The following is a 20,313-nucleotide window of genomic DNA, read 5'->3' on the forward strand; positions in this document are numbered from 1 at the left end:
GGGGGCGGGCGGCGGGTGCAACCCCGCCCAGGTTCAGCGCGGCCCGATCATGCCTGCACCCGTCGGCAACCCATGCCCGTTGACCGCGCGCGCCAGCAGGCGGCGCGGCTCATACGGCCCCGGCAAACCCCACGCCGCCGTCGCGTCGGCGGTAAAGCCAAAAAAGCGCCCATAATATTCAGGATCGCCGATCATCATCAGCGCCGCGTCGGCCTTGGTTTCCGCCGCCGCCAGCATATGCGCCATCAGCACGCGGCCATGCCCGCCGCGCTGGAGGTCGGGACGCACCGCGACCGGGCCGACCATCACCAGCGATGTCGCGGTACCATCGCCGGCGCGATGCGCGACCGGCCAGCACTGGATCGTGCCGACCAGCGCGCCGTTCTCGATCAGCGCAAAGCTCAGCGCCCGAACCTGATCCACGCCTTCGCGGATGCGATAGGCGGTTCGTCCAAAGCGATCGGTCCCGAAAGCGGCGTCGAGCAGATGCTCGACCGCCTGCGGTTCGATGTCCGACAATGGAAGTAACTCGACCAACGCGCGCCCTTTCGCTAATGCGGCGGCGCTTTAGGGGTGCAGCGCGGCGATGCAAAGCCGAATGTCGCCCGCGTTCGACAGGATTTCTTGTGACCGACACATTGTGGCTGGAGGTGGACGGGCTGATCGCCCAGGTGCTCACCGGTATTTATTCCGAAGAAACCCACCTGCCGCAGCCGCTGCGCATCGACGTGCGGGCGCGGCTCAGCATGGCCGATCATTATGATCCGACGACGCCGCTCAGTGCGTCCAAGAACTACATGCACCTGAAATTTGCGGCGACCGAGGGCATTCCCAAGGATGTCCATTTTGTGCTGATCGAAAGCGTCGCCGATCATATCATCGACACGCTGTTCATCCAGGACGACAAGGTCGAAGAGGTCGAGGTGAAGATCGTCAAGCTTGCCATCGCCGAGGACGGCGAAGAGATCGGCATCACGATGCGGCGGGCGCGCAAGTGACGCAGAAGCTCGCTCTCGTCACGGGCGGGCTGCACCGGGTCGGCGCCGCGATTTCGGCGCGGCTGGCGCGCGAAGGTTATGCGCTGGCGATCCACAAACGCAGCCCTGGCGATGCCGACGCGGTTCTGGCCGACGCGCTGGCCGAGACCGGCGCGATCAGCCACCGCTTCGCCGCCGACCTGTCCGACCCCGTCGCGGTCGATGCGCTGATCCCCGCGGTGATCGAAAAATTCGGTCGCGCCCCCGATCTGCTCGTCAACAATGCCGCGCTGTTCGCCGAGGGGGAATGGGCCGATCTGTCAGCGGTCGCCCTCGCCCAGATGATGCAGGTCAATCATCACGCACCGGTGATGCTGGCGAAGGCGCTGGTCATCGCCAGCGAAGGAAAGCGCCCGGCGATCGTCAACATCATCGACCAGCGTGTCCTGCATCCGGTGCCCGATCAAATCGCCTACAGCCTGTCCAAATCGGCATTGTGGCAGGCTACGGCGACGCTGGCGGTGGCTTTCGGGAGCAAGGCGCGGGTCAATGCCGTGGCGCCGGGGCTGACCATGGCGACCGACGATTATTCGGCGGCGCAGGTCGAGCGGCTGGCGAAGCTTATGCCGCTTGGCGCGTTGTCGACCCCGGTGCAGATCGCCGATGCCGTCGTTTATCTGGCGCGCGCCGAGGCGGTGACGGGGCAAACGATCTTCGTCGATGGCGGCGCGCATTTGGCGCCGATGGATCGCGATTTCGTGGCGCTGGAGCGGGACTGAAACTTGCTAACGAGAGAGATAGGGGAACCGACCAGATGAGTTTTTTGCTTGCGCTCTTCATGGTCGGTTGGACCGAGGTGCCGGACGAGCATGGGTGGCAACGCCTATTGTCCAGTCCGGACGAACTCAATGATTTCGAGTTTCACCCTGGGACGATGAAACGCAGTGGCGATTTGGTGCAGATATGGAGTCGCAGCAATATCGTCTCGTTCGACACTGCAACGGCGGCGTTCAGCAAGCATGGACGTTATTTCCGGCTCAGCGAGATCGACTGCCGACGGAAGTTGATCCGCGAGATCAGGACGGTCGCCCGCAAGAACAACGGCGGGCGTGCAGAAGAAGAAACGCAGCCCGCGACAGAATTCGCGCCGGTCCTTGACGGTTCGATCGGCGGCTATCTGGAACAGGTGGCGTGCACGAAGCGTTGAACAACATGTAAACGGCGGCAGTCCGTCTCAGAAGATATGCACGGCCTTGGTCACCAGATACCCATCCAGTCCCTCCGGCCCGCTTTCGCTGCCAAAGCCCGATTCCTTGATCCCGCCGAACGGCGTGTCGAGGGTCGAGATGACGAAGCTGTTCACGCCCACCATGCCGCTTTCGATGGTATCGACGATGCGGTTGATGCGCCGGCCATTCTCGGTGAACGCGAACGCCGCGAGGCCGAAGGGCAGCCGGTTTGCCTGCTCCAGCGCTTCGTCCTCAGTCCCGAACGGACGGATCAGCGCCATCGGGCCGAACGGTTCATTGTTCATCGCATCGGCGTCGATCGGGACGTCCGCGATCGCGGTCGGCTGGAAGAAATAGCCCTCGCCAGTCGCCTCGCCGCCCGCGATCACGCGCGCGCCCTTGGCTTTGGCATCGGCGACCATCGCCGCAAGCGCGGGTGCGCGGCGCGCGTTGGCGAGCGGGCCCATCTGGGTGTCGGCGTCGAACCCGCTGCCGATCTTCACCTTCTTTGTCCGCTCGGCAAAGCCCTTCACGAACGCGTCGTAAATGCCCTGCTGCACATAGAAGCGCGTCGGCGAAATGCAGACCTGGCCGGCGTTGCGGAATTTCTGCGTCACCACCTTGTCGAGCGTGGTCTCGAGGTCGCAATCGTCGAATATCAGCACCGGGGCATGGCCGCCGAGCTCCATCGTGATCCGCTTCACGCCGTCGGCGGCTAGCTTCATCAGATGTTTGCCGACCGCGGTCGAGCCGGTGAAGCTGACCTTGCGGATCACCGGGCTGGCCAGCAAGTGGCGGCTGATCTGATCGGGATCGCCATAGACGAGCTGCACAACGTCGCCGGGAATGCCTGCGTCGGCGATGCAGCGCATGATCGCACTGGTGCAGCCGGGAGTTTCCTCGGGCGCCTTGGCGATCACGACGCAGCCCGCAGCGAGCGCGGGGGCGATCTTCTTGACCATCAGATTGACCGGGAAGTTCCATGGGCTGAATCCGGCGACCGGGCCGACCGGATGTTTGGTGACCATCGCGCGCTGGCCCGCGGGACGCTGAAGCACCCGGCCTTCGATGCGTTTGCCCTGTTCGGCGAAATAGGCGAGCAGCCCCGCCGCCGACAGCACCTCACCGCGCGCTTCGGCGATCGGTTTGCCCTGTTCGAGCGTCAGCAGCGTCGCGATATGCTCGACACGTTCGCGGATGATCCCGGCGGCCTTGTGCATCAGCGCGGCGCGTTCGTCAGGGGTTTTCGCGCGCCAGACCGGCCAGCCGCGCTCCGCCGCCGCCAGTGCTTCGTCAAGGTCGGCGATGGTCGCCACCGGCAGCTCGGCGATCGTACCCGCGGTTGCCGGATTGAACACCGGCCGCCCTTCGCGCCCCTCGCCGCTCCGCCAGGCGCCGTTGATGAAGAGCTGGAGGTCGGCGTCGTAGGTCGCGGTCATGGGTTGTCTTTCTAAAAGTCCCCAGGATCCGCTCGTGTCGAGCGAAGTCGAGACACCCATCGACATGGCGCGACACCGATGGGTGTCTCGACTTCGCTCGACACGAACGGGATTGGAGTTCGGTCAGGTGAGGCCGATATAGTCGCGCTCAGCGATAGTTAAAGCTGATGCTGATCCGCTCGCCCTTGCCGCTGTGCGGCATCACTTCGTGGCGCAGCCAGCTTTCCCACAAAAAGACGCGGCCCGCGGCAGGCACGGCATAGACGAAGGGCAGCAGATGTTCGGGCGCATCGTCGCTGCGCCTCGGCGCTGCCATCAGCATCGCGAGGCGCGGGTCTTCCAGCTTCAGCGCGCCCGATCCCGGCGGGACGGCGACGTAGAAGGTGCCCGACACGATGCTGTGCGGGTGGATATGGCCGCTGTGGGTGCCGCCAGGTTTCAGGACATTCACCCACATCGAGTCGAGCTTCAGCGGCTTGGCGAGATCGAAATGCGCCGCCTTCGCGAAAGCCTTCACTTCCCTATCGAGTAGCCTTTTGAGGTCGTGAAACGCCGGGTCGCGTTCGGGGAGATCGTTCAAGCTCGCGTAGCTGGTATAGCCCTTATAGCCGTGATCACGGCTCCACGCGCGGCCCGCGCCATCCTCCTCCGCAAACAGGCGGCCGCTTTCCTCCAGCTCGTCGAGCAGGTCGGGCGAACCGATGTCGGCTTCGTAGAAAAGGCTGGCGAAGAGCGAACGAACGGGCATGATGGCCGCAAAGCACAGCAAGTGCGCGCACGCAAGGGAGACGAGGATGGCCGAGTTTAAACTGATCGCCGACGGATTGCGCTTTCCCGAGGCGCCGGTGGTGATGGACGACGGCAGCGTCATCGTCGTCGAGATCGAGGCGGGGCGGATCACGCGCTGCTGGCCCGGCGGGAGAAAACAGGTGATCGCAACCCCCGGCGGCGGCCCCAACGGCTTGGCGATCGGCCCCGACGGCAAGCTCTATTGCTGCAACAACGGCGGTTTCAACTATGTCGAAGCGAACGGCAACCTCGCCCCACATGGGATCGCCAGCGATTATTCGGGCGGTCGCATCGAGCGCATCGACATCGACACCGGGGCGGTCGAGATCCTCTATCAATCGGGCGACCATGGCGTCGTGCTGCGCGGCCCCAACGACATCGTGTTCGATACGCACGGTGGCTTCTGGTTCACCGATCATGGCAAGGTCGACTATGCCAAGCGCTGCCATGACATCGTCGGCATTTTTTATGCCAAGGCCGATGGCAGTTTCATCGAGGAGGTGATCTTCCCGTCGAACAACCCCAACGGCGTCGGCCTCTCGCCCGACGGCAGCACGCTTTATGCTGCCGAAACCTACACCTGCCGCCTGATGAAGTTCAACATCACCGCTCCCGGCAAGGTCGCCGCAGACGCGGGTCCCGGCGGCCCCGGCATCCCGCTCTATCGCCCCGCGGGCTATAAATTCTTCGACAGCCTCGCGGTGGAGGCGTCGGGCAATATCTGCGTCGCGACCATCGGCGAATGCGGGATCAGCGTCATCTCGCCCACCGGCGAACTGGTTGAATTCGTCGCCACCGACGATATCTTTACGACCAACATCGCATTCGGTGGCCCCGACCGGCAGGACGCCTATCTGACCCTGTCGGGTTCCGGCCGGCTCGTGAAAACACGCTGGGCGCGGCCCGGGCTGCAATTGCAATATTAAGGGGGACCGATGCACCGCGAAAACCATGTCGCTGGACGCGTCGGCTGGCTGCGCGCCGCGATTCTGGGGGCCAATGACGGGATCGTGTCGACCGCCAGCCTGATCGCGGGCGTCGCGGCGGCGGGTGCAGCGCAGTCATCGATTCTCGTCACCGGCACCGCCGGCCTTGTCGCGGGCGCAATGTCGATGGCGGCGGGCGAATATGTCTCGGTCAGCTCGCAAGGCGATACCGAAAAGGCCGACATCGAACTGGAGAAACGCCATCTTGCGGCCGATCCCGAATTCGAGCTCGAGGAACTGACGCTGATTTATCAGGAACGCGGGCTGGACCGCGCGCTCGCCGAGCGGGTCGCCGCGCAGCTGACCGACCACAACGCGCTCGACACCCATTTGCGCGACGAGCTGGGGCTGAGCAGCGAGATGGCGGCGCGCCCGGTGCAGGCGGCGGCGGCTTCGGCGGCCAGCTTTGCCATCGGCGCGGCCCTCCCTTTGGCAATTGTGTTGCTCGTTTCGGGTCCATCGCTACCCTGGATCGTCGCCGCGGCATCACTGGTCTTTCTGGCCATCCTCGGGGCGCTCGGCGCCCGGGCGGGCCATGCCCCCATCGCCCGCGCGGTCATCCGCGTCACGTTCTGGGGCGCGGTTGCGATGGCGGTGACGATGGTGATCGGTTCGCTGTTCGACACCGCACTGGGCTGACTAGCGCGTCTTGCGCGATTGTCAGCGCCGACCGCTTCTGTATGACTGTCGCCCATTCCGCGATGGCGGCACGACAATCGGAGGGGTCCGCAATGAATGCAAAGAGCTGGGCGATCGACATCGATCGCGACGATATTACGCAGACTGAATTGGTCGCCGACGCCGGTGTGGCGCTGACGCCCGGACAGATCCGCGTCGACCTCGACAGCTATGCAATGACCGCCAACAACATCACTTACGCCGTATTCGGCAAGCCGGCCGGGCTGTTCGGCAACGACCAGGGCTATTGGGATTTCTTTTCGGAACCGGGGACGCCGGGACGCCTGCCCGTGTGGGGATTTGCCACCGTCACCGAAAGCACGGCGGACGGCATATCGGTTGGTGATCGCTTCTACGGCTATTATCCGATGGCCAGCGGTGCGGTGCTGACCGTCGGCAAGGCTGGCCCCGGCGGCTTCACCGACGTGACGCCGCGCCGCACCACCCTGCCGCCGATCTATAACAATTATCAGCGGATCGAAGCGCTTGCCGATTATCGCGCCGCCGATCATGATTATTGGCCGGTGTTCCGCCCGCTGTTCCTGACCGGCTGGCTGATCGCTGACCAGTTTGAGGATGAGGGAGATTATGGCGTCCAGCAGATCCTGATCGCCAGCGCGTCGAGCAAAACCGCGATCGGCCTGGGCTTCACGCTCGCACAGCGCGCCGACCGGCCCGAGACGATCGGGCTGACCAGCGCCGCCAATGTCGATGCCCTGTCGGCGCAGGGCATCTACGACCGCGTCATTAGCTACGATCAAATCATGACGCTCAACGCCAGCACCCCCGCCGCGCTGGTCGATATGGCGGGCAATGGCGCGGTCACGCGCGTCGTGCACAGCCATTTCGGCAACCAGCTGCAGGCGTCGATCATCGTCGGCAAGTCGCATTGGGATGCCCAGGCCGACGGCGAAGGCTTGCCCGGGCCCGATCGTCAGGGCTTCTTTGCCCCCGGCCGCAGCCAGAAACGCATCGCCGACTGGGGCGGCGCGGCTTTTGGGCAAAAGATTGCAGCGGCGTGGTTGGCGTTCATGGATGTCGCGCCGCGGATCGCGAGCATCGACCGGCGCGAGGGCGGTGACGCCGCACTCGCCGCCTATAAAGAAATGCTGTCGGGTCAGGCCGACCCGAAAGTCGGGATCGTCATCGCTCCATGAATTATACAACGGTCATTTTCGATTTCGGCGGTGTGATCACCTCGTCGCCGTTCGAGGCGTTCAACCGGCTGGAGGACGAACGCGGTCTGCCGCGCGATTTCGTGCGCCGCATCAATGCTGCCGATCCCGACGACAATGCGTGGGCCAAGTTCGAGCGCGCCGAGATCGACGCGGCGGCGTTCGACACCCTCTTTGCCAAAGAGGCGCGCGCCTTGGGGCATGAATTGGAGGGCGAAGCGGTGCTCGCCGTACTCGCTGGCGCCGTCCGCCCGGCGATGGTCGCGGCGCTCGACACCCTGAAGGCCAAGGGCTTTGCGCTCGGCTGCATCACCAACAATGTCCCTTCGGGCCAAGGTGCGGGCATGGCGCGCGGCTTTGCCAAGGCCGAGGAAGTCGGCGCGATCATGGCGCGGTTCGACCATGTCATCGAATCGAGCAAAGTCGGGGTCCGCAAGCCCGACCCGCGCATTTACCGGATGATGTGCGAAGCGCTGAACGTCGAACCCGCCCACTGCATCTATCTCGACGATTTGGGCATCAACTGCAAACCTGCAGCCGCCCTCGGCATGATGGCTATCAAGGTGACAAGCGGCGAGCAGGCTCTTAAAGCCCTAGGGGAATCGCTGGACCTGGAGCTCTCCCACCCATGAAGAAGATTTATCCCGATGCCGCCGCCGCCCTCGACGGCCTGCTCTTTGACGGCATGCACCTGTGCGCCGGAGGATTTGGCCTTTGCGGCATCCCCGAGCGGCTGATCGACGCGATTCGCGACGCCGGGACGAAGGACCTGACGATCGCCAGCAACAATGCCGGGATCGACGGCGAGGGGCTGGGCAAGCTGCTGCGCACCAAGCAGGTCAAGAAGATGATCTCGTCCTATGTGGGCGAGAACAAGGAATTCGAACGCCAATATCTGGCGGGCGAGCTCGAGGTCGAATTCTGTCCGCAAGGCACGCTGGCCGAACGCTGCCGTGCCGGCGGCGCGGGCATCCCCGGTTTTTATACCAAGACCGGCGTCGGCACCGCGGTCGCCGAGGGCAAGGAAGTCAAGAATTTCGACGGACAAGATTATATCCTGGAACGCGGAATTTTCGCCGATGTCGCGATCATCAAGGGCTGGAAGGCCGACGAGAGCGGCAACCTCATCTTTCGCAAGACCGCGCGCAATTTCAACGCGCCGATGGCGACTGCCGCGAAAATCTGCATCGCCGAGGTCGAGGAAATCGTCCCCACTGGCAGCCTCGATCCAGATGCGATCCACCTGCCCGGCATCTATGTGAAGCGGATGATTGTCGGCGCGCCGTATGACAAGAAGATCGAGTTCCGCACGGTGCGCCCGCGCGAGACCGCGTGATGCGCGCCCTTGCCCTGACCTCCGCGCTGCTGCTCGCGGGCTGTGCCGCTACGCCGAACGCCGTGGTCACGACCCCCACCCCACCGGTGGCCACCGCGGAGGTGGCCAAGCCGCCGGTCGCCCTGCAATATCTTTACGGTTCGGCCGAAGCTGCCGTCGCGGTGCGCGCCACCAATGCCCGCATCTCTGACTATGGCGTCGAACGGATCAAGCGGCGACCTGTGGACAGCGTTGTCCTCGCGCCGGGCGCGACGATGGACGCGCCGCGTTTCGAACCTTGTGGGAACAAGCCCTTCGCCGCCGTATTCGACGCCGACGAGACGTTGATCTGGAACCTCGGCCCGATGCGCTATTTCGCCGAAAAGGGTACGGCGTTCGATCCCAAAATCTGGGACCAGTGGGAAAAGACCGGCGCGGGCAAGGCCGCCGCGATGCCGGGCAGCGTCGAGATGGTGAACAAGCTGCGCGCTGCGGGGATCACCGTTATCGCGAACACCAACCGCAGCGCGACCAATGCCAAGGGCAGCGAAGAGACGCTGCGCGCAGCGGGGCTCGGCGAGTTCAAGCATGGCGAGACCTTGTTCCTGATGGGCGACGATGCCGGCGGATCTAGCAAGGATCCGCGCCGCGCCACCATCGCGTCGAAATATTGCGTCATCATCCTCGGCGGCGACCAGCTTGGCGATTTCAGCCAGCAGTTCAACGTCAAGGACTTGCCCGCCGCGCAGCGCATGGCGCTCGCGACGAGCGCGGGACCGTCTACCCTTTGGGACAAGGGCTGGTTCCTTTTCCCCAACTCCGTCTATGGCCCGTGGGAAAAACTGGGCTGGGACGATATCTTCTCCACCGACAGCGAATGGAAACCCGAATAATGAGCTGGACCCGCGACGATATGGCGGCGCGCGCCGCGCAGGAACTGCAGGATGGCTATTACGTCAATCTGGGCATCGGTATCCCGACGCTGGTCGCGAACCATATTCCCGCCGGGATGACGGTGACGCTCCAGTCCGAAAATGGCATGCTCGGCATCGGCCCCTTTCCGTTTGAGGGCGACGAGGATGCCGACCTGATCAACGCGGGCAAGCAGACGATCAGCGAGCTGCCGCAAACCGCCTATTTCTCGTCTGCCGACAGCTTCGCGATGATCCGCGGCGGGCATATCGACCTCACCGTGCTCGGCGCGATGGAGATTGCCGAAAATGGCGACATCGCCAACTGGATGATCCCGGGCAAGATGATCAAGGGCATGGGCGGCGCGATGGACCTGGTTGCCGGGGTCAAGAAGATCATCGTCGTGATGGAGCACAACGCCAAGGACGGCAGCCCGAAATTCATCCCGGCCTGCACCCTGCCGCTGACCGGCAAGGATGTCGTCGACATGATCATCACCGACCTCGCGGTGTTCCGGCGCGACGATCATGACAGTCCGTTCCGTCTGATCGAGCTGGCACCGGGGGTGACGGCGGACGAAGTCGCGGCTAAGACGACGGCCAATTATGAGGTCGCCGTCTAATCACACGTCCATGAACCGCGTTTTAACTTTCCTGATCGCGATCGCCGCGCTGGGATCGGCGGGCTGGTTTGGTGTTCACGCCCTTGGCGACGGCCGCACTCTGGCCAGCGTCCCAATCCCGATCAAGGCCGCTCAAGACCTGCCCGACACGCCCGCAGAATGGCGCGGGCGGATCGACTATCGCGCGCTCGACCGCCAATTGGCCGACCTTTCGCGGCGACACGAAATGGCGGGGCTGGCGGTAGCAGTCGTCGAGGACGGCGAGTTGCGTTTCGTCCGCACCTATGGCGTCGCCGACGCGTCAACCGGCGCGCCGGTAACACCGCAGACGCTGTTCCGCTGGGCCTCGGTTTCCAAAACCGCCACGGGCGTGCTAGCGGCGGCGCTGGCCGAGGATGGCGCCATCGATCTCGGGCGTCCGGTCGCCGACTGGCGCACGTCGCTGCACCTGCCCGGCGGCGCCGAAGCGCGGGTCACTCTGGACAATCTGCTGGCCCAGCGCACCGGCCTGACCAAGAACGCCTATGACGAAAAGCTGGAGGAGGGGCAGGACCCCGCGTTGCTGCGCGCCAGCCTGGCCGCCGCGCCGCTGCAATGCGACCCCGGCACCTGCCACACCTATCAGAACGTCGCCTTCGATGCCGCGAGCGAGATATTGGCGCAGGCGGCGAACGAGCCCTTCGCCAACGCGGTCGAGGATCGCTTTTTTCGCCCGCTCGGTATGGTCAGCGCGGGCTATGGCATGGAGCGGCTGACCGGCGCCAAAGACTGGGCGAGGCCACACCGCAACAACCGCGAAGTCCGCCCCAGCAAACCGGCCTATTGGCGCGTACCCGCGGCCGCAGGGGTCGAAAGCGATATCGTCGATTTCTCCATCTGGATGCGCGCGATGATGGGGGACCGCCCCGACGTCCTGCCGGGTCCCGTGCTGCGACTGGCCCATAGCCCGCGCATCGGAACGCAAAGGCTTTATGGCGGACCCTTGCGTCAGGCCATCGGGGACGCCTCTTATGGCCTGGGCTGGCGAAGTTTTACCTATGCCGGCCACCGGCTGGAAGGCCATTCGGGCGCGGTTTCGGGCTATCGCTCGACGATGATTTTCGAACCGGCCACGCGGACCGGCGTCGTCGCGCTGTGGAACAGCGATTGGGGATTTCCGTTTCGCATCCCGTTCGCGGCGATCGACAGTTATCACAAGCGTGAGGACGCGGGCTGGCTCGATCTCAGCAAACTGCCGCCGCAGACCGGCGATACTGCCGCGGCCAATCTGGTTGCAGCGGCGTCAAAAGGGCAAACAAGCCTGCCCTGAATCCGGATCAAGCCGGGCCCCTTGCCCCGCGTCCCTCTGCCTGTGTATCAGGCGCGCGTTCGGACCCGAGGGGAGAATCATCGATGCGCCTGCTACTGACCGGTTCGTCGGGCTGGCTGGGGCGTTATCTGGCTCCGCTGCTCGCCCAAAACGGCCATGACGTCACCGGCCTCGACGTCGTACCCGGGGCGCATACCCAAGTGGTCGGCACCGTCGCCGACCGCGCCCTGATTGACCGAACGATGGGTGAGCATGGCATCGAAGCGGTGATCCACGGCGGGGCGTTACACAAGCCCGACATTATCCGTTACCCGCGTCAGGCTTTCGTCGACGTCAATGTCAGTGGCACGCTGAACCTGATCGAAGCCGCGGTTGCGGCAGGCAACGACCGCTTCCTGTTCACGTCAACCACCTCGCTGATGGTGCGCGCCGATGTTCGCGAAGGCGCGGGCCAGGCAGGCGCATGGTGGATGGACGAGAGTTTCGGTCCGATCGAGCCGCGCAACATCTATGGCATCACCAAGCTCGCCGCCGAGCAGGCCTGCCGGCTGGTCCACCGCGAACATGGAATATCGGTGGCGATCCTGCGCACCGGGCGCTTCTTCCCCGAGGATGACGACACGCATGCGGTGCCGAGCGGCCCCAATCTCAAGGCTAATGAGCTGCTGAACCGCCGGCTGACGGTCGAGGATGCGGCCGCGGCGCACCTTGCCGCGCTCGAGGCCGCGCCGCAGATAGGCTGCGACACCTTCATCCTCTCGGCCCCGCCACCCTTCGTACGCGGGGAGGCCAAGGAACTGGGCCGCGATGCGCGCGCCGTGATCGCGCGTCACTATCCCGACGCCGCCGAACTCTATGCGGCACAGGGCTGGGTGCTCCCAGCGATCATCGATCGCATCTATGACCCGTCGTGCGCCGAACAGCGCTTTGGCTGGCGCGCAAAGAGCGATTTCGGCAGCGTGCTTGCTGCGCTGCGCGAGGGTACCCCGCTGCCTTTCGCGCACGACCCCGACTATACCTCGCCCATCGTCGTTCAGGAGCGCGAAGCATGTACGAGTTGATCACCGCCAACCGCAATTACTCCAGCTGGTCGCTGCGGCCCTGGGTGCTGATGCGCGCGCTCGGCATCGCGTTTCAGGATCGCATCGAACCCTTTACCAAGCCGGCCAATTACGACGATTTCCGCAGCTTTTCGCCGACCGGACAGGTCCCTGCGCTGCTTCACGAAGGCCGTACGATCTACGATTCGCTCGGCATCGCGCTCTATCTCGCCGATCGCCACACTTGTGTCTGGCCGACCGACCCCGACGCGCGCGCCTGGGCGCAGTGCGCGGCCGCTGAAATGCATAGCGGATTTTCGGCACTGCGGAACGACTGCACGATGAATGTCGGCGTCCGGGTGACGCCCAAGCCGATGTCGGAAGCGCTCAAGGCCAATATCGCGCGGCTTCGCGAGTTGTTTGAGGATGGCCTGTCGCGCTTTGGTGGTCCCTTCCTTGCGGCCAATCGCTTGACCGCCGTCGATGCCTTTTTCGCCCCCGTCGCCTTCCGCATCCGCACCTACGGCCTTGATGTCGGCGCCGGGCAGGCATGGGTCGATACGATGCTCGCTCATCCCGCGATGCTCGACTGGGAACAGCAGGCGCTCGCCGAAAGCTGGCGCGAGGTCGGGCATGAAGCGGAATTGCGCGCGTGCGGGGCGATTACGGCGGATTATCGAACAGGCTAGCCCTGATCGTCATTGCGAGCGAAGCGAAGCAATCTCCCGTTATCGGCGTCACATGAGGTCATAGCGGGAGATTGCCGCGTCGCCTTCGGCTCCTCGCAATGACGGGAGCTATTCCGTCAGCGCCTCGCGCACGACCGCGATTCCAGCGTCGCGCTGCACCTTCAACTCGGCCTTCAGCTTCGCCGGATCGCGGGCAAAGACAAAGCCGAAACTCACCCCGCCCTCCTTGCCGATCGTGGCATGGTGCAGCTTGTGTGCCTGGACCAGCCGCTTGGCATAGCCGCGCCGGGGGACCCAGCGGAAGTAACGCTGGTGGACCAGCCCGTCGTGCACCACCGTATAGATGATCCCGTAGAACAGCACGCCCAGGCCGATCCACGTCCCCGGGTGCCAAGCGCTGGCGCCCATGATCATCGGGCTGCCGACAGCGAACATCGCAATGCTCAGCGCGGCGCCGAACAGCCCGAACAGGTCGTTTTTTTCCAACATCTTGTCGTGCGGTTCATGATGGTCGCGGTGCCATGCCCAGCCGAACCCGTGCATGATATATTTGTGGCTCGCCCACGCCACGAACTCCATCGCGAGGACGGTGGCAACGATCAGTGCGATGATGGCGGGCAGCGACATGGGAGCAATATAGGCGCATTGCTTGCGCAAGACCAACATCCACTTTCGTCATGCCGGACTTGATCCGGCGTCTATTGCCTCGACCGTTCATGGACCCCGAATCAGGTCGGCATGAAGAAGGGGCCATGGCGAACCCGACGACCGAAAATTGCGTTTTGGATCGCCACTCGCTTGCAATGTTGTCTGACAGGCTTAAGTGAACCGCATGACTCGCCCCCGCACCCTGTATGAGAAAATCTGGGACGCGCATGTTGTCGAACAGCGCCCCGACGGCACCTGCCTGATCTTCATCGACCGCCACCTGGTCCATGAAGTCACCAGTCCGCAGGCGTTCGCCGGGCTTCGCGCGAGCGGCCGCACGGTACGCCGCCCCGATCTGACACTGGCCGTCCCCGACCATAATCTGCCGACGACGGCAAGACTGGACGCCGCGGGCCAGAAATTGCCGATCGCCGATCTGGAAAGCGCGGCGCAGCTTGCGGCGCTCGAAGCCAACGCCCCCGCCTTCGGCATCCGCTACATCGACGCCACCGCCGCCGAACAGGGCATCGTCCATGTCGTCGGCCCCGAACAGGGCTTTTCGCTGCCGGGCACCACCATCGTCTGCGGCGACAGTCACACCGCGTGCCACGGCGGCATCGGCGCGCTGGCGTTCGGGATCGGGACGAGCGAGGTCGAGCATGTCCTCGCGACGCAGACGCTGCAGCTTCAGCCCGCCAAGACGATGGAAGTGCGCGTCGAGGGTGACATCGGCCCCGGCGTCACCGCCAAGGACATAATCCTCCATATCACCGGCAACATCGGCGCCGCGGGCGGCACGGGCCATGTCATCGAATATACCGGCAGCACCATCCGCGCGCTCAGCGTCGAAGGCCGCCTGACGGTCAGCAACATGGCGATCGAGGGCGGCGCCCGCGCCGGTCTGATCGCGGCCGACGCGACGGCCTTCGCCTATCTCAAGGGCCGCCCCTATGCGCCAAAGGGCGCCGACTGGGACGCCGCGGTCGCTTATTGGGCCAGCCTTGCGACCGATCCAGGCGCGACTTACGACAAGGTCGTCGTCATCGACGCCGCCGACATTGCGCCCAGCGTCACCTGGGGTACCAGCCCCGAAGATGTCGTATCGATCACCGGCACCGTCCCTGCCCCGGGCAGTTTCGCCGACCCGTCGAAACAGGCCGCAGCCGCCAAATCGCTGGCCTATATGGGCCTTGAACCCGGCACCCGGATGCAGGATGTGCCGATCGAGAATATCTTCATTGGCAGCTGTACCAACAGCCGGATCGAAGATCTGCGCGCCGCCGCCGCGGTGTTGAAGGGGCGGCACAAAGCCGACACGGTCAAATGGGCGATCGTCGTCCCCGGATCGGGACTGGTGAAGGCACAGGCCGAAGCCGAGGGGCTCGACCGCATCTTTACCGACGCGGGGCTGGAGTGGCGCGAACCCGGCTGTTCGGCGTGCCTCGGCATGAACCCCGACAAGGTACCCGCCGGCGAACGCTGCGCCAGCACCAGCAATCGCAATTTCGTCGGCCGTCAGGGACCGGGCAGCCGCACCCACCTGGTCTCGCCAGCCATGGCCGCCGCCGCCGCGGTGACTGGCAAGCTGACCGATGTCCGGGAGTTGATGGCATGAACCCGATCGAAAAGGTCGAGGGCCGTGCAATCCCGTTCGGGCTCAAGAACATCGACACCGACGTCATTATTCCGGCGAAATGGCTGAAGACGATTACCCGCGAGGGGCTGGGCAAGGGTGCGTTCGAGACGTTGCGCGCCGATCCTGACAACCTCTTTGACCAGCCCGAATATCAGGGCGCGCCGATCCTGATCGCGGGCGACAATTTCGGTTGCGGGTCGAGCCGCGAACATGCCGCCTGGGCGCTCGGCGACCTCGGCATCCGCGTCGTCATCGCGCCCTCATACTCGGACATCTTTTCGGGCAATGCGGTGAAGAACGGGATATTGCCCGTGGTGCTGTCGCAAGACGCCGTGGATCGGTTGCTGGAGGTTGCCAAGACCGACCCGATCCATGTCGATCTGGATACCCAGACGGTGACGACGCCGTTTCAGGACCGCTTCAGCTTCGATATCGATTCGTTTCGCAAAATGTGTCTGCTGAACGGCCTCGACGAAATTTCGCTCACCGAAAAAAGCGACGCGGCGATCACGGCGCATGAAGAAAAAATAGCAAAAATGCAGCCTTGGCTCACGCCCGCGCTGTCATAAGGAGAAGATGATGAAGGCTCTTTTGTCGACCGCCACCGGCGGCCCAGAAACATTAACTCTGGGCGAATTGCCGCGGCCGACCGCTGGCGCGGGGCAGGTCGTGATCGACGTCAAAGCCTGCGCGGTCAATTTCCCCGACACGCTGATCATCGAGGATAAATATCAGTTCAAGCCCGCCCGCCCCTTTGCCCCCGGCGGCGAAGTCGCAGGCCTGATCGCCGAAGTCGGCGAAGGCGTTACCGACTTTAAGGTTGGCGACCGGGTGATCGCGGGCTGCGGCAACGGCGGCATGTCCGAAGCCGTCGCGGTGTCGGTCCACAATGTCTATCATCTACCCCCGGCGCATGATTTCGCCGCGGGTGCTTCGCTGCTGATGACCTATGGCACCAGCATCCATGCGCTGGTCGATCGCGGCCACATCCAGGAAGGCGACACCTTGCTCGTCCTTGGCGCCTCTGGCGGGGTCGGCATCGCCGCGATCGAACTTGGCAAAGCATTCGGCGCGCGCGTCGTCGCCGGGGTGTCGAGCGAGGCCAAGGCCGACGTTGCGCGCCAGGCCGGCGCCGACGAAGTCGTCGTCTATGGCTATCAACCGTTCGACAAGGATGCGTCGAAAGCGCTTGCCGACAAGTTCAAGGCCGCGGTCGGGCCAAACGGCGCCAACCTGATCTATGACGCGGTCGGCGGCGATTATGCCGAACCCGCGCTGCGCTCGATCGCCTGGGAAGGACGCTATCTGGTCGTCGGCTTCCCCGCCGGCATCCCGCGCCTGCCGCTCAACCTGACGCTGTTGAAAAGTTGCGACGTCGCCGGCGTCTTTTGGGGCGCGTTTGTGGCGCGCGAACCGGTCCGCAACCGCGCCAATATCGCGCGGCTGTTTCAGCTGTGGGAACAGGGCAAGATCAATCCGCGTGTCACCGAAAGCTTCGCCTTGGCCGACGGCGGCAAGGCGATCGCCAAGCTGGGTGATCGCAGCGCGGTCGGCAAGCTGGTCGTGACCATCTGATTGATCCCCGTGACCCGGGATTGTGCTAGTCCGGTTAACCCTTTCGCAGGGGCTCGGCGTTATGGCCGAAGACCGGACCAGCTTGGCTCAGGGTGCAACGATGGCAAATCGCCGTTCGACAGGTAAGGAAAGCAACGCGAGTATCGCGAATATTTCGCGGACCCGCCGCGCACAGCTTGTCGCCGAATTCGAGGGCGAGCTGGGCATCGACTATAAGGCACGCGCCAAGGTCGCCGAGGCTGAGCGGCGCTGGCAAGCGCGCAAAACCTTTATCGTGTGGGTCGTCGCGCTGATCTTTTTCACCATCGCGTGCCAAAAGCTCTGGCTGATGGGCGAAGACGTCGACGTGCCCTTTTCCGAAATCAACCCGATGCACAGCCTTTTCGGCGAATAGCCGCGCTGCGCGAACCAGCGCGGATCAGTAAACCCGCGCCTTTGGCTTGATATATTCGATATCGTCGGACAGCGTATATTCGTGCACCGGGCGGTAATCCAGGCGGACGCCGCCGCCCTTGCCGCCCCAGCCGTCGAACCACGCCACCGTATGCTTCATCCAGTTCGCATCGTCGCGATTCGGGAAATCCTCATGCGCGTGCGCGCCGCGGCTTTCCTTGCGGTTGAACGCCGAATGCATCGTCACCGTCGCCTGGCTGATCAGATTGTCGAGCTCGAGCGTTTCGACGAGGTCGGTGTTCCAGATCAGGCTGCGGTCGGTGACCCCGACATCGTTCATCCGCTGATAGGTTTTGGTCAACTTGTCCTTGCCCTCCGCCATCAATTCGTCGGTGCGGAACACCGCGGCGTGCGCCGACATGGCGCGCTGCATCTCGGTGCGGATTTCGGCGGTCGGCGAGCCGCCCTTGGCATGGCGGAAATGGTCGAGACGACCGAGCGCCAGATCAGCGCTGTCGGTCGGCAGCGGCTGCTGCACCGCACCCGGTTTGATGATATCGCGCAAGCGGTGCCCCGTCGCGCGGCCAAAGACGACGAGATCGATCAGGCTGTTCGAGCCAAGACGGTTCGCGCCATGGACCGACACGCACGCTGCTTCACCGACCGCGAACAGACCGGGGACGACGGTGTCGGGGCCATCCTTGCCGAGGGTCACGACTTCGCCATGATAGTTACACGGAATACCGCCCATATTATAATGGACCGTCGGCACGACGGGGAGCGGCTGGCGCGTCAGGTCGACGCCCGCGAACACCTTGCCGCTTTCGGTGATGCCGGGCAGCCGTTCGGCGAGCACCGCGGGATCGATATGATCGAGGTGCAGGAAGATATGATCCTTGTGCGGGCCGACGCCGCGGCCTTCGCGGATTTCCAGCGCCATCGAACGCGACACGACGTCGCGCGACGCCAGGTCCTTCGCCGACGGGGCATAGCGTTCCATGAACCGCTCGCCTTCGGAATTGGTGAGATACCCGCCCTCGCCGCGCGCGCCCTCGGTGATCAGCACCCCAGCGCCGTAGATGCCGGTCGGATGGAACTGGACAAATTCCATGTCCTGCAGCGGCAGGCCGGCGCGCAGCACCATGCCGCCGCCGTCGCCGGTGCAGGTGTGCGCCGAGGTCGCGGTGAAATAGCTGCGACCGTAGCCGCCGGTCGCGAGGACGACGGCCTGCGACCGAAAGCGGTGGATGCTGCCATCGTCCATGCACAGCGCGATGACGCCGCGGCACTCGCCATTTTCCATGATCAGGTCGAGCGCGAAATATTCGACGAAGAAGTCGGCGTCATACTTCAGCGACTGCTGATACAGCGCATGAAGCATCGCGTGGCCGGTGCGATCGGCGGCGGCGGCGGTGCGCTGCACCGGCGGGCCTTCGCCCATATTCTGCATATGACCGCCGAAAGGGCGCTGATAGATGGTGCCATCGGCGTTGCGCGAAAACGGGACGCCCGCGTGTTCGAGTTCGTACACCGCCTGCGGCGCTTCGCGGACCATATATTCGATCGCGTCCTGGTCACCGAGCCAGTCGGAGCCCTTGACGGTATCGTACATATGCCATTGCCAATGGTCGGGCGAATTGTTGCCGAGCGACGCGGCGATGCCGCCCTGCGCCGCGACGGTGTGGCTGCGGGTCGGGAACACTTTGGTGATGCAGGCGGTCTTCAGACCCGCCTCGGCGCTGCCCATCGTGGCGCGCAGGCCCGATCCACCGGCGCCGACGACGACGGTGTCATAGATGTGGTCGATGATCTTGTAAGCGTCGGTCATGTCACATGCCCCCCGGGGCGAGCCCAACGGGCGCCAGCGCGATACGGGCGATCGTAAAGATCCCGTAGGCGGCGCCGCCGATGGCGTAGAAATTAAGCAGAACGATTGCGAACAAATGCGCCGCGCCGTGGACATAATCCTCGATCAGCACCGTCAGCCCGAGCCGCAGATGCCAGAAGACGCTGACCACCATCAGGATCAGCGCGAGCGCAACCATCGGGTTCGATGCCCAGCGCAGCACTGCGGCATGATCGCTGAGCGGCAGGCGGATCAGCGAGACGAAAAGAAAGCCGACGAGCAGGATGTTGCCTAGCGCGGTCAGCCGCTGTTGCAGCCAATGTTGCGACCCATGCCCGGACGAGCCGAGGCCGCGAACCTTGCCGAGATTTGTGCCATTGCCCATCAGAGTGCCCCCGCCATGATATACAGCCAGGTCGCGGCGGTCGCGAGCACGCCCGCGGCGATCACAACGGTCGACCACAGCTTGTTGGTCTTGAGCTCATAGCCAGCGCCGATATCGAGCACGAAATGGCGCAACCCCGAAAACAGATGCTGAAAAAACGCCCAGGTCAGCCCGACCAGCACGACCTTGCCCAGGATGTTGGTGATCTCGTGAAACAGGGTGATTTCTGGGCTGGGGTCGTGCCACACGCAGGCGACAAATGCGGCATAGGCCTCCGGGCCGCCCGCAATGGCGCCAAGCCACCACAGGAACAAGCACGCGCCGACGATCGCCAACCCGTCGCCGCTGGCGCGGTGAAGGATCGAGACCGTCATTGCCGGTCCCCATTTATATACCTGCAAATGCGGCGCGCGCGGGCGCGCATTCAGTTCGTTGCCAGCCATATCAGCCCCGTTTCTGACTCTATTCGGTCGATGGGCGCCGGTTTAGCGCGGTGGCCGCGATATGCAATTGCTTAGGGGGCGTGAAGGGGAAGAAATCGGGAAATCGCCCCGTTAGCGATCCCTGCCTTCCCATACCGTGCCAAGCGCATAACCGCGGCGTGAAACCATCCTGTTCCGGTCGCCAATCGCACCGGTACATATCGGATCGTCGTCGCGGCGGGGCCATA

General features: G+C 64.2%; 24 protein-coding genes. 17 read left to right on the forward strand and 7 right to left on the reverse strand.

Annotated features, from left to right (window positions below; translation table 11 throughout):
• Positions 1 to 33 precede the first annotated feature (33 nt).
• The gene (locus ACQY6T_RS11280; RefSeq protein WP_428630879.1) at positions 34 to 537 is read right to left on the reverse strand and encodes a GNAT family N-acetyltransferase; all 504 of its coding nucleotides are present in this window, start codon (positions 535 to 537) and stop codon (positions 34 to 36) included.
• An 89-nt stretch (positions 538 to 626) separates the two neighbouring features.
• Here ACQY6T_RS11280 and ACQY6T_RS11285 point away from each other — a divergent pair, with 89 nt between their 5' ends.
• Genes ACQY6T_RS11285 through ACQY6T_RS11295 form a run of 3 tightly spaced genes read left to right on the forward strand, consistent with a single transcriptional unit; the run spans position 627 to position 2,184 of the window.
• Positions 627 to 998 (forward strand): dihydroneopterin aldolase, encoded by a 372-nt coding sequence (locus ACQY6T_RS11285; protein WP_428630880.1) that lies wholly within the window; start codon positions 627 to 629, stop codon positions 996 to 998.
• Complete coding sequence (locus ACQY6T_RS11290; RefSeq protein WP_428630881.1) at positions 995 to 1,756, forward strand: SDR family oxidoreductase; 762 nt, start codon at positions 995 to 997, stop codon at positions 1,754 to 1,756. The genes ACQY6T_RS11285 and ACQY6T_RS11290 overlap by 4 nt, the downstream gene beginning before the upstream one ends.
• A gap of 35 nt (positions 1,757 to 1,791) precedes the next feature.
• Positions 1,792 to 2,184, forward strand: a complete 393-nt coding sequence (locus ACQY6T_RS11295; protein ID WP_428630882.1) for a surface-adhesin E family protein — start codon at positions 1,792 to 1,794, stop codon at positions 2,182 to 2,184.
• Between the two features lie 27 nt (positions 2,185 to 2,211).
• On the opposite strand, the gene ACQY6T_RS11300 is transcribed toward ACQY6T_RS11295, so the two are convergent.
• Positions 2,212 to 3,645 (reverse strand): NAD-dependent succinate-semialdehyde dehydrogenase, encoded by a 1,434-nt coding sequence (locus ACQY6T_RS11300; RefSeq protein ID WP_428630883.1) that lies wholly within the window; start codon positions 3,643 to 3,645, stop codon positions 2,212 to 2,214.
• Positions 3,646 to 3,793: 148 nt separating this feature from the next.
• Positions 3,794 to 4,393, reverse strand: a complete 600-nt coding sequence (locus tag ACQY6T_RS11305; RefSeq protein WP_428630884.1) for a TIGR02466 family protein — start codon at positions 4,391 to 4,393, stop codon at positions 3,794 to 3,796.
• A gap of 46 nt (positions 4,394 to 4,439) precedes the next feature.
• On the opposite strand from ACQY6T_RS11305, the gene ACQY6T_RS11310 reads away from it, so the two are divergent.
• From ACQY6T_RS11310 to ACQY6T_RS11355, 10 genes are all read left to right on the forward strand, one after another.
• Positions 4,440 to 5,360, forward strand: a complete 921-nt coding sequence (locus tag ACQY6T_RS11310) for an SMP-30/gluconolactonase/LRE family protein (RefSeq protein WP_428630885.1) — start codon at positions 4,440 to 4,442, stop codon at positions 5,358 to 5,360.
• Between the two features lie 9 nt (positions 5,361 to 5,369).
• A complete protein-coding gene (locus ACQY6T_RS11315) occupies positions 5,370 to 6,059 on the forward strand; it encodes a VIT1/CCC1 transporter family protein (protein ID WP_428630886.1) in 690 nt (229 codons plus the stop codon).
• 92 nt (positions 6,060 to 6,151) lie between these two features.
• On the forward strand, positions 6,152 to 7,255 hold the full coding sequence (locus ACQY6T_RS11320; RefSeq protein WP_428630887.1) for a DUF2855 family protein: 1,104 nt from the start codon (positions 6,152 to 6,154) through the stop codon (positions 7,253 to 7,255).
• Complete coding sequence (locus ACQY6T_RS11325) at positions 7,252 to 7,905, forward strand: HAD-IA family hydrolase (protein ID WP_428630888.1); 654 nt, start codon at positions 7,252 to 7,254, stop codon at positions 7,903 to 7,905. The genes ACQY6T_RS11320 and ACQY6T_RS11325 overlap by 4 nt, the downstream gene beginning before the upstream one ends.
• On the forward strand, positions 7,902 to 8,609 hold the full coding sequence (locus ACQY6T_RS11330) for a CoA transferase subunit A (RefSeq protein ID WP_428630889.1): 708 nt from the start codon (positions 7,902 to 7,904) through the stop codon (positions 8,607 to 8,609). Before ACQY6T_RS11325 ends, ACQY6T_RS11330 begins: the two co-directional genes overlap by 4 nt.
• Positions 8,609 to 9,481 (forward strand): HAD family acid phosphatase, encoded by an 873-nt coding sequence (locus tag ACQY6T_RS11335; RefSeq protein WP_428630890.1) that lies wholly within the window; start codon positions 8,609 to 8,611, stop codon positions 9,479 to 9,481. The genes ACQY6T_RS11330 and ACQY6T_RS11335 overlap by 1 nt, the downstream gene beginning before the upstream one ends.
• Positions 9,481 to 10,122 (forward strand): CoA transferase subunit B, encoded by a 642-nt coding sequence (locus tag ACQY6T_RS11340; protein ID WP_428630891.1) that lies wholly within the window; start codon positions 9,481 to 9,483, stop codon positions 10,120 to 10,122. Before ACQY6T_RS11335 ends, ACQY6T_RS11340 begins: the two co-directional genes overlap by 1 nt.
• A 10-nt stretch (positions 10,123 to 10,132) precedes the next feature.
• The gene (locus ACQY6T_RS11345; RefSeq protein WP_428630892.1) at positions 10,133 to 11,431 is read left to right on the forward strand and encodes a serine hydrolase domain-containing protein; all 1,299 of its coding nucleotides are present in this window, start codon (positions 10,133 to 10,135) and stop codon (positions 11,429 to 11,431) included.
• 83 nt (positions 11,432 to 11,514) lie between these two features.
• Positions 11,515 to 12,492: an NAD-dependent epimerase/dehydratase family protein gene (locus ACQY6T_RS11350; protein WP_428630893.1), complete on the forward strand. Its 978-nt coding sequence runs from the start codon at positions 11,515 to 11,517 to the stop codon at positions 12,490 to 12,492.
• Complete coding sequence (locus tag ACQY6T_RS11355; protein WP_428630894.1) at positions 12,480 to 13,160, forward strand: glutathione S-transferase family protein; 681 nt, start codon at positions 12,480 to 12,482, stop codon at positions 13,158 to 13,160. Before ACQY6T_RS11350 ends, ACQY6T_RS11355 begins: the two co-directional genes overlap by 13 nt.
• Before the next feature lie 108 nt (positions 13,161 to 13,268).
• On the opposite strand, the gene ACQY6T_RS11360 is transcribed toward ACQY6T_RS11355, so the two are convergent.
• Positions 13,269 to 13,787, reverse strand: a complete 519-nt coding sequence (locus ACQY6T_RS11360) for a sterol desaturase family protein (protein WP_428630895.1) — start codon at positions 13,785 to 13,787, stop codon at positions 13,269 to 13,271.
• 205 nt (positions 13,788 to 13,992) lie between these two features.
• On the opposite strand from ACQY6T_RS11360, the gene leuC reads away from it, so the two are divergent.
• The 4 genes from leuC (at position 13,993) to ACQY6T_RS11380 (ending at position 17,413) form a co-directional block, all read left to right on the forward strand.
• On the forward strand, positions 13,993 to 15,423 hold the full coding sequence (leuC, locus tag ACQY6T_RS11365) for a 3-isopropylmalate dehydratase large subunit (RefSeq protein ID WP_428630896.1): 1,431 nt from the start codon (positions 13,993 to 13,995) through the stop codon (positions 15,421 to 15,423).
• Entirely contained in the window at positions 15,420 to 16,013 is a 594-nt protein-coding gene (leuD, locus tag ACQY6T_RS11370) for a 3-isopropylmalate dehydratase small subunit (RefSeq protein WP_428630897.1), read from the forward strand. Before leuC ends, leuD begins: the two co-directional genes overlap by 4 nt.
• Positions 16,014 to 16,023: 10 nt before the next feature.
• Positions 16,024 to 17,019: an NADPH:quinone oxidoreductase family protein gene (locus ACQY6T_RS11375; RefSeq protein WP_428630898.1), complete on the forward strand. Its 996-nt coding sequence runs from the start codon at positions 16,024 to 16,026 to the stop codon at positions 17,017 to 17,019.
• 61 nt (positions 17,020 to 17,080) lie between these two features.
• A complete protein-coding gene (locus tag ACQY6T_RS11380) occupies positions 17,081 to 17,413 on the forward strand; it encodes a hypothetical protein (protein WP_428630899.1) in 333 nt (110 codons plus the stop codon).
• A 24-nt stretch (positions 17,414 to 17,437) separates the two neighbouring features.
• Here ACQY6T_RS11380 and sdhA read toward each other — a convergent pair whose 3' ends face one another.
• Genes sdhA through sdhC form a run of 3 tightly spaced genes read right to left on the reverse strand, consistent with a single transcriptional unit; the run spans position 17,438 to position 20,086 of the window.
• Entirely contained in the window at positions 17,438 to 19,240 is a 1,803-nt protein-coding gene (gene sdhA, locus ACQY6T_RS11385) for a succinate dehydrogenase flavoprotein subunit (RefSeq protein WP_428630900.1), read from the reverse strand.
• A 1-nt stretch (position 19,241) separates the two neighbouring features.
• Positions 19,242 to 19,643 carry a succinate dehydrogenase, hydrophobic membrane anchor protein gene (gene sdhD, locus ACQY6T_RS11390; protein WP_428630901.1) on the reverse strand — a complete coding sequence of 134 codons (402 nt, stop codon included), beginning with the start codon at positions 19,641 to 19,643 and terminating at the stop codon, positions 19,242 to 19,244.
• Positions 19,643 to 20,086: a succinate dehydrogenase, cytochrome b556 subunit gene (gene sdhC, locus ACQY6T_RS11395; RefSeq protein WP_428630902.1), complete on the reverse strand. Its 444-nt coding sequence runs from the start codon at positions 20,084 to 20,086 to the stop codon at positions 19,643 to 19,645. The genes sdhD and sdhC overlap by 1 nt, the downstream gene beginning before the upstream one ends.
• Between the last annotated feature and the right edge of the window lie 227 nt (positions 20,087 to 20,313).

This window comes from Sphingopyxis sp. (genome assembly GCF_965279725.1).
Lineage (GTDB): Bacteria > Pseudomonadota > Alphaproteobacteria > Sphingomonadales > Sphingomonadaceae > Sphingopyxis.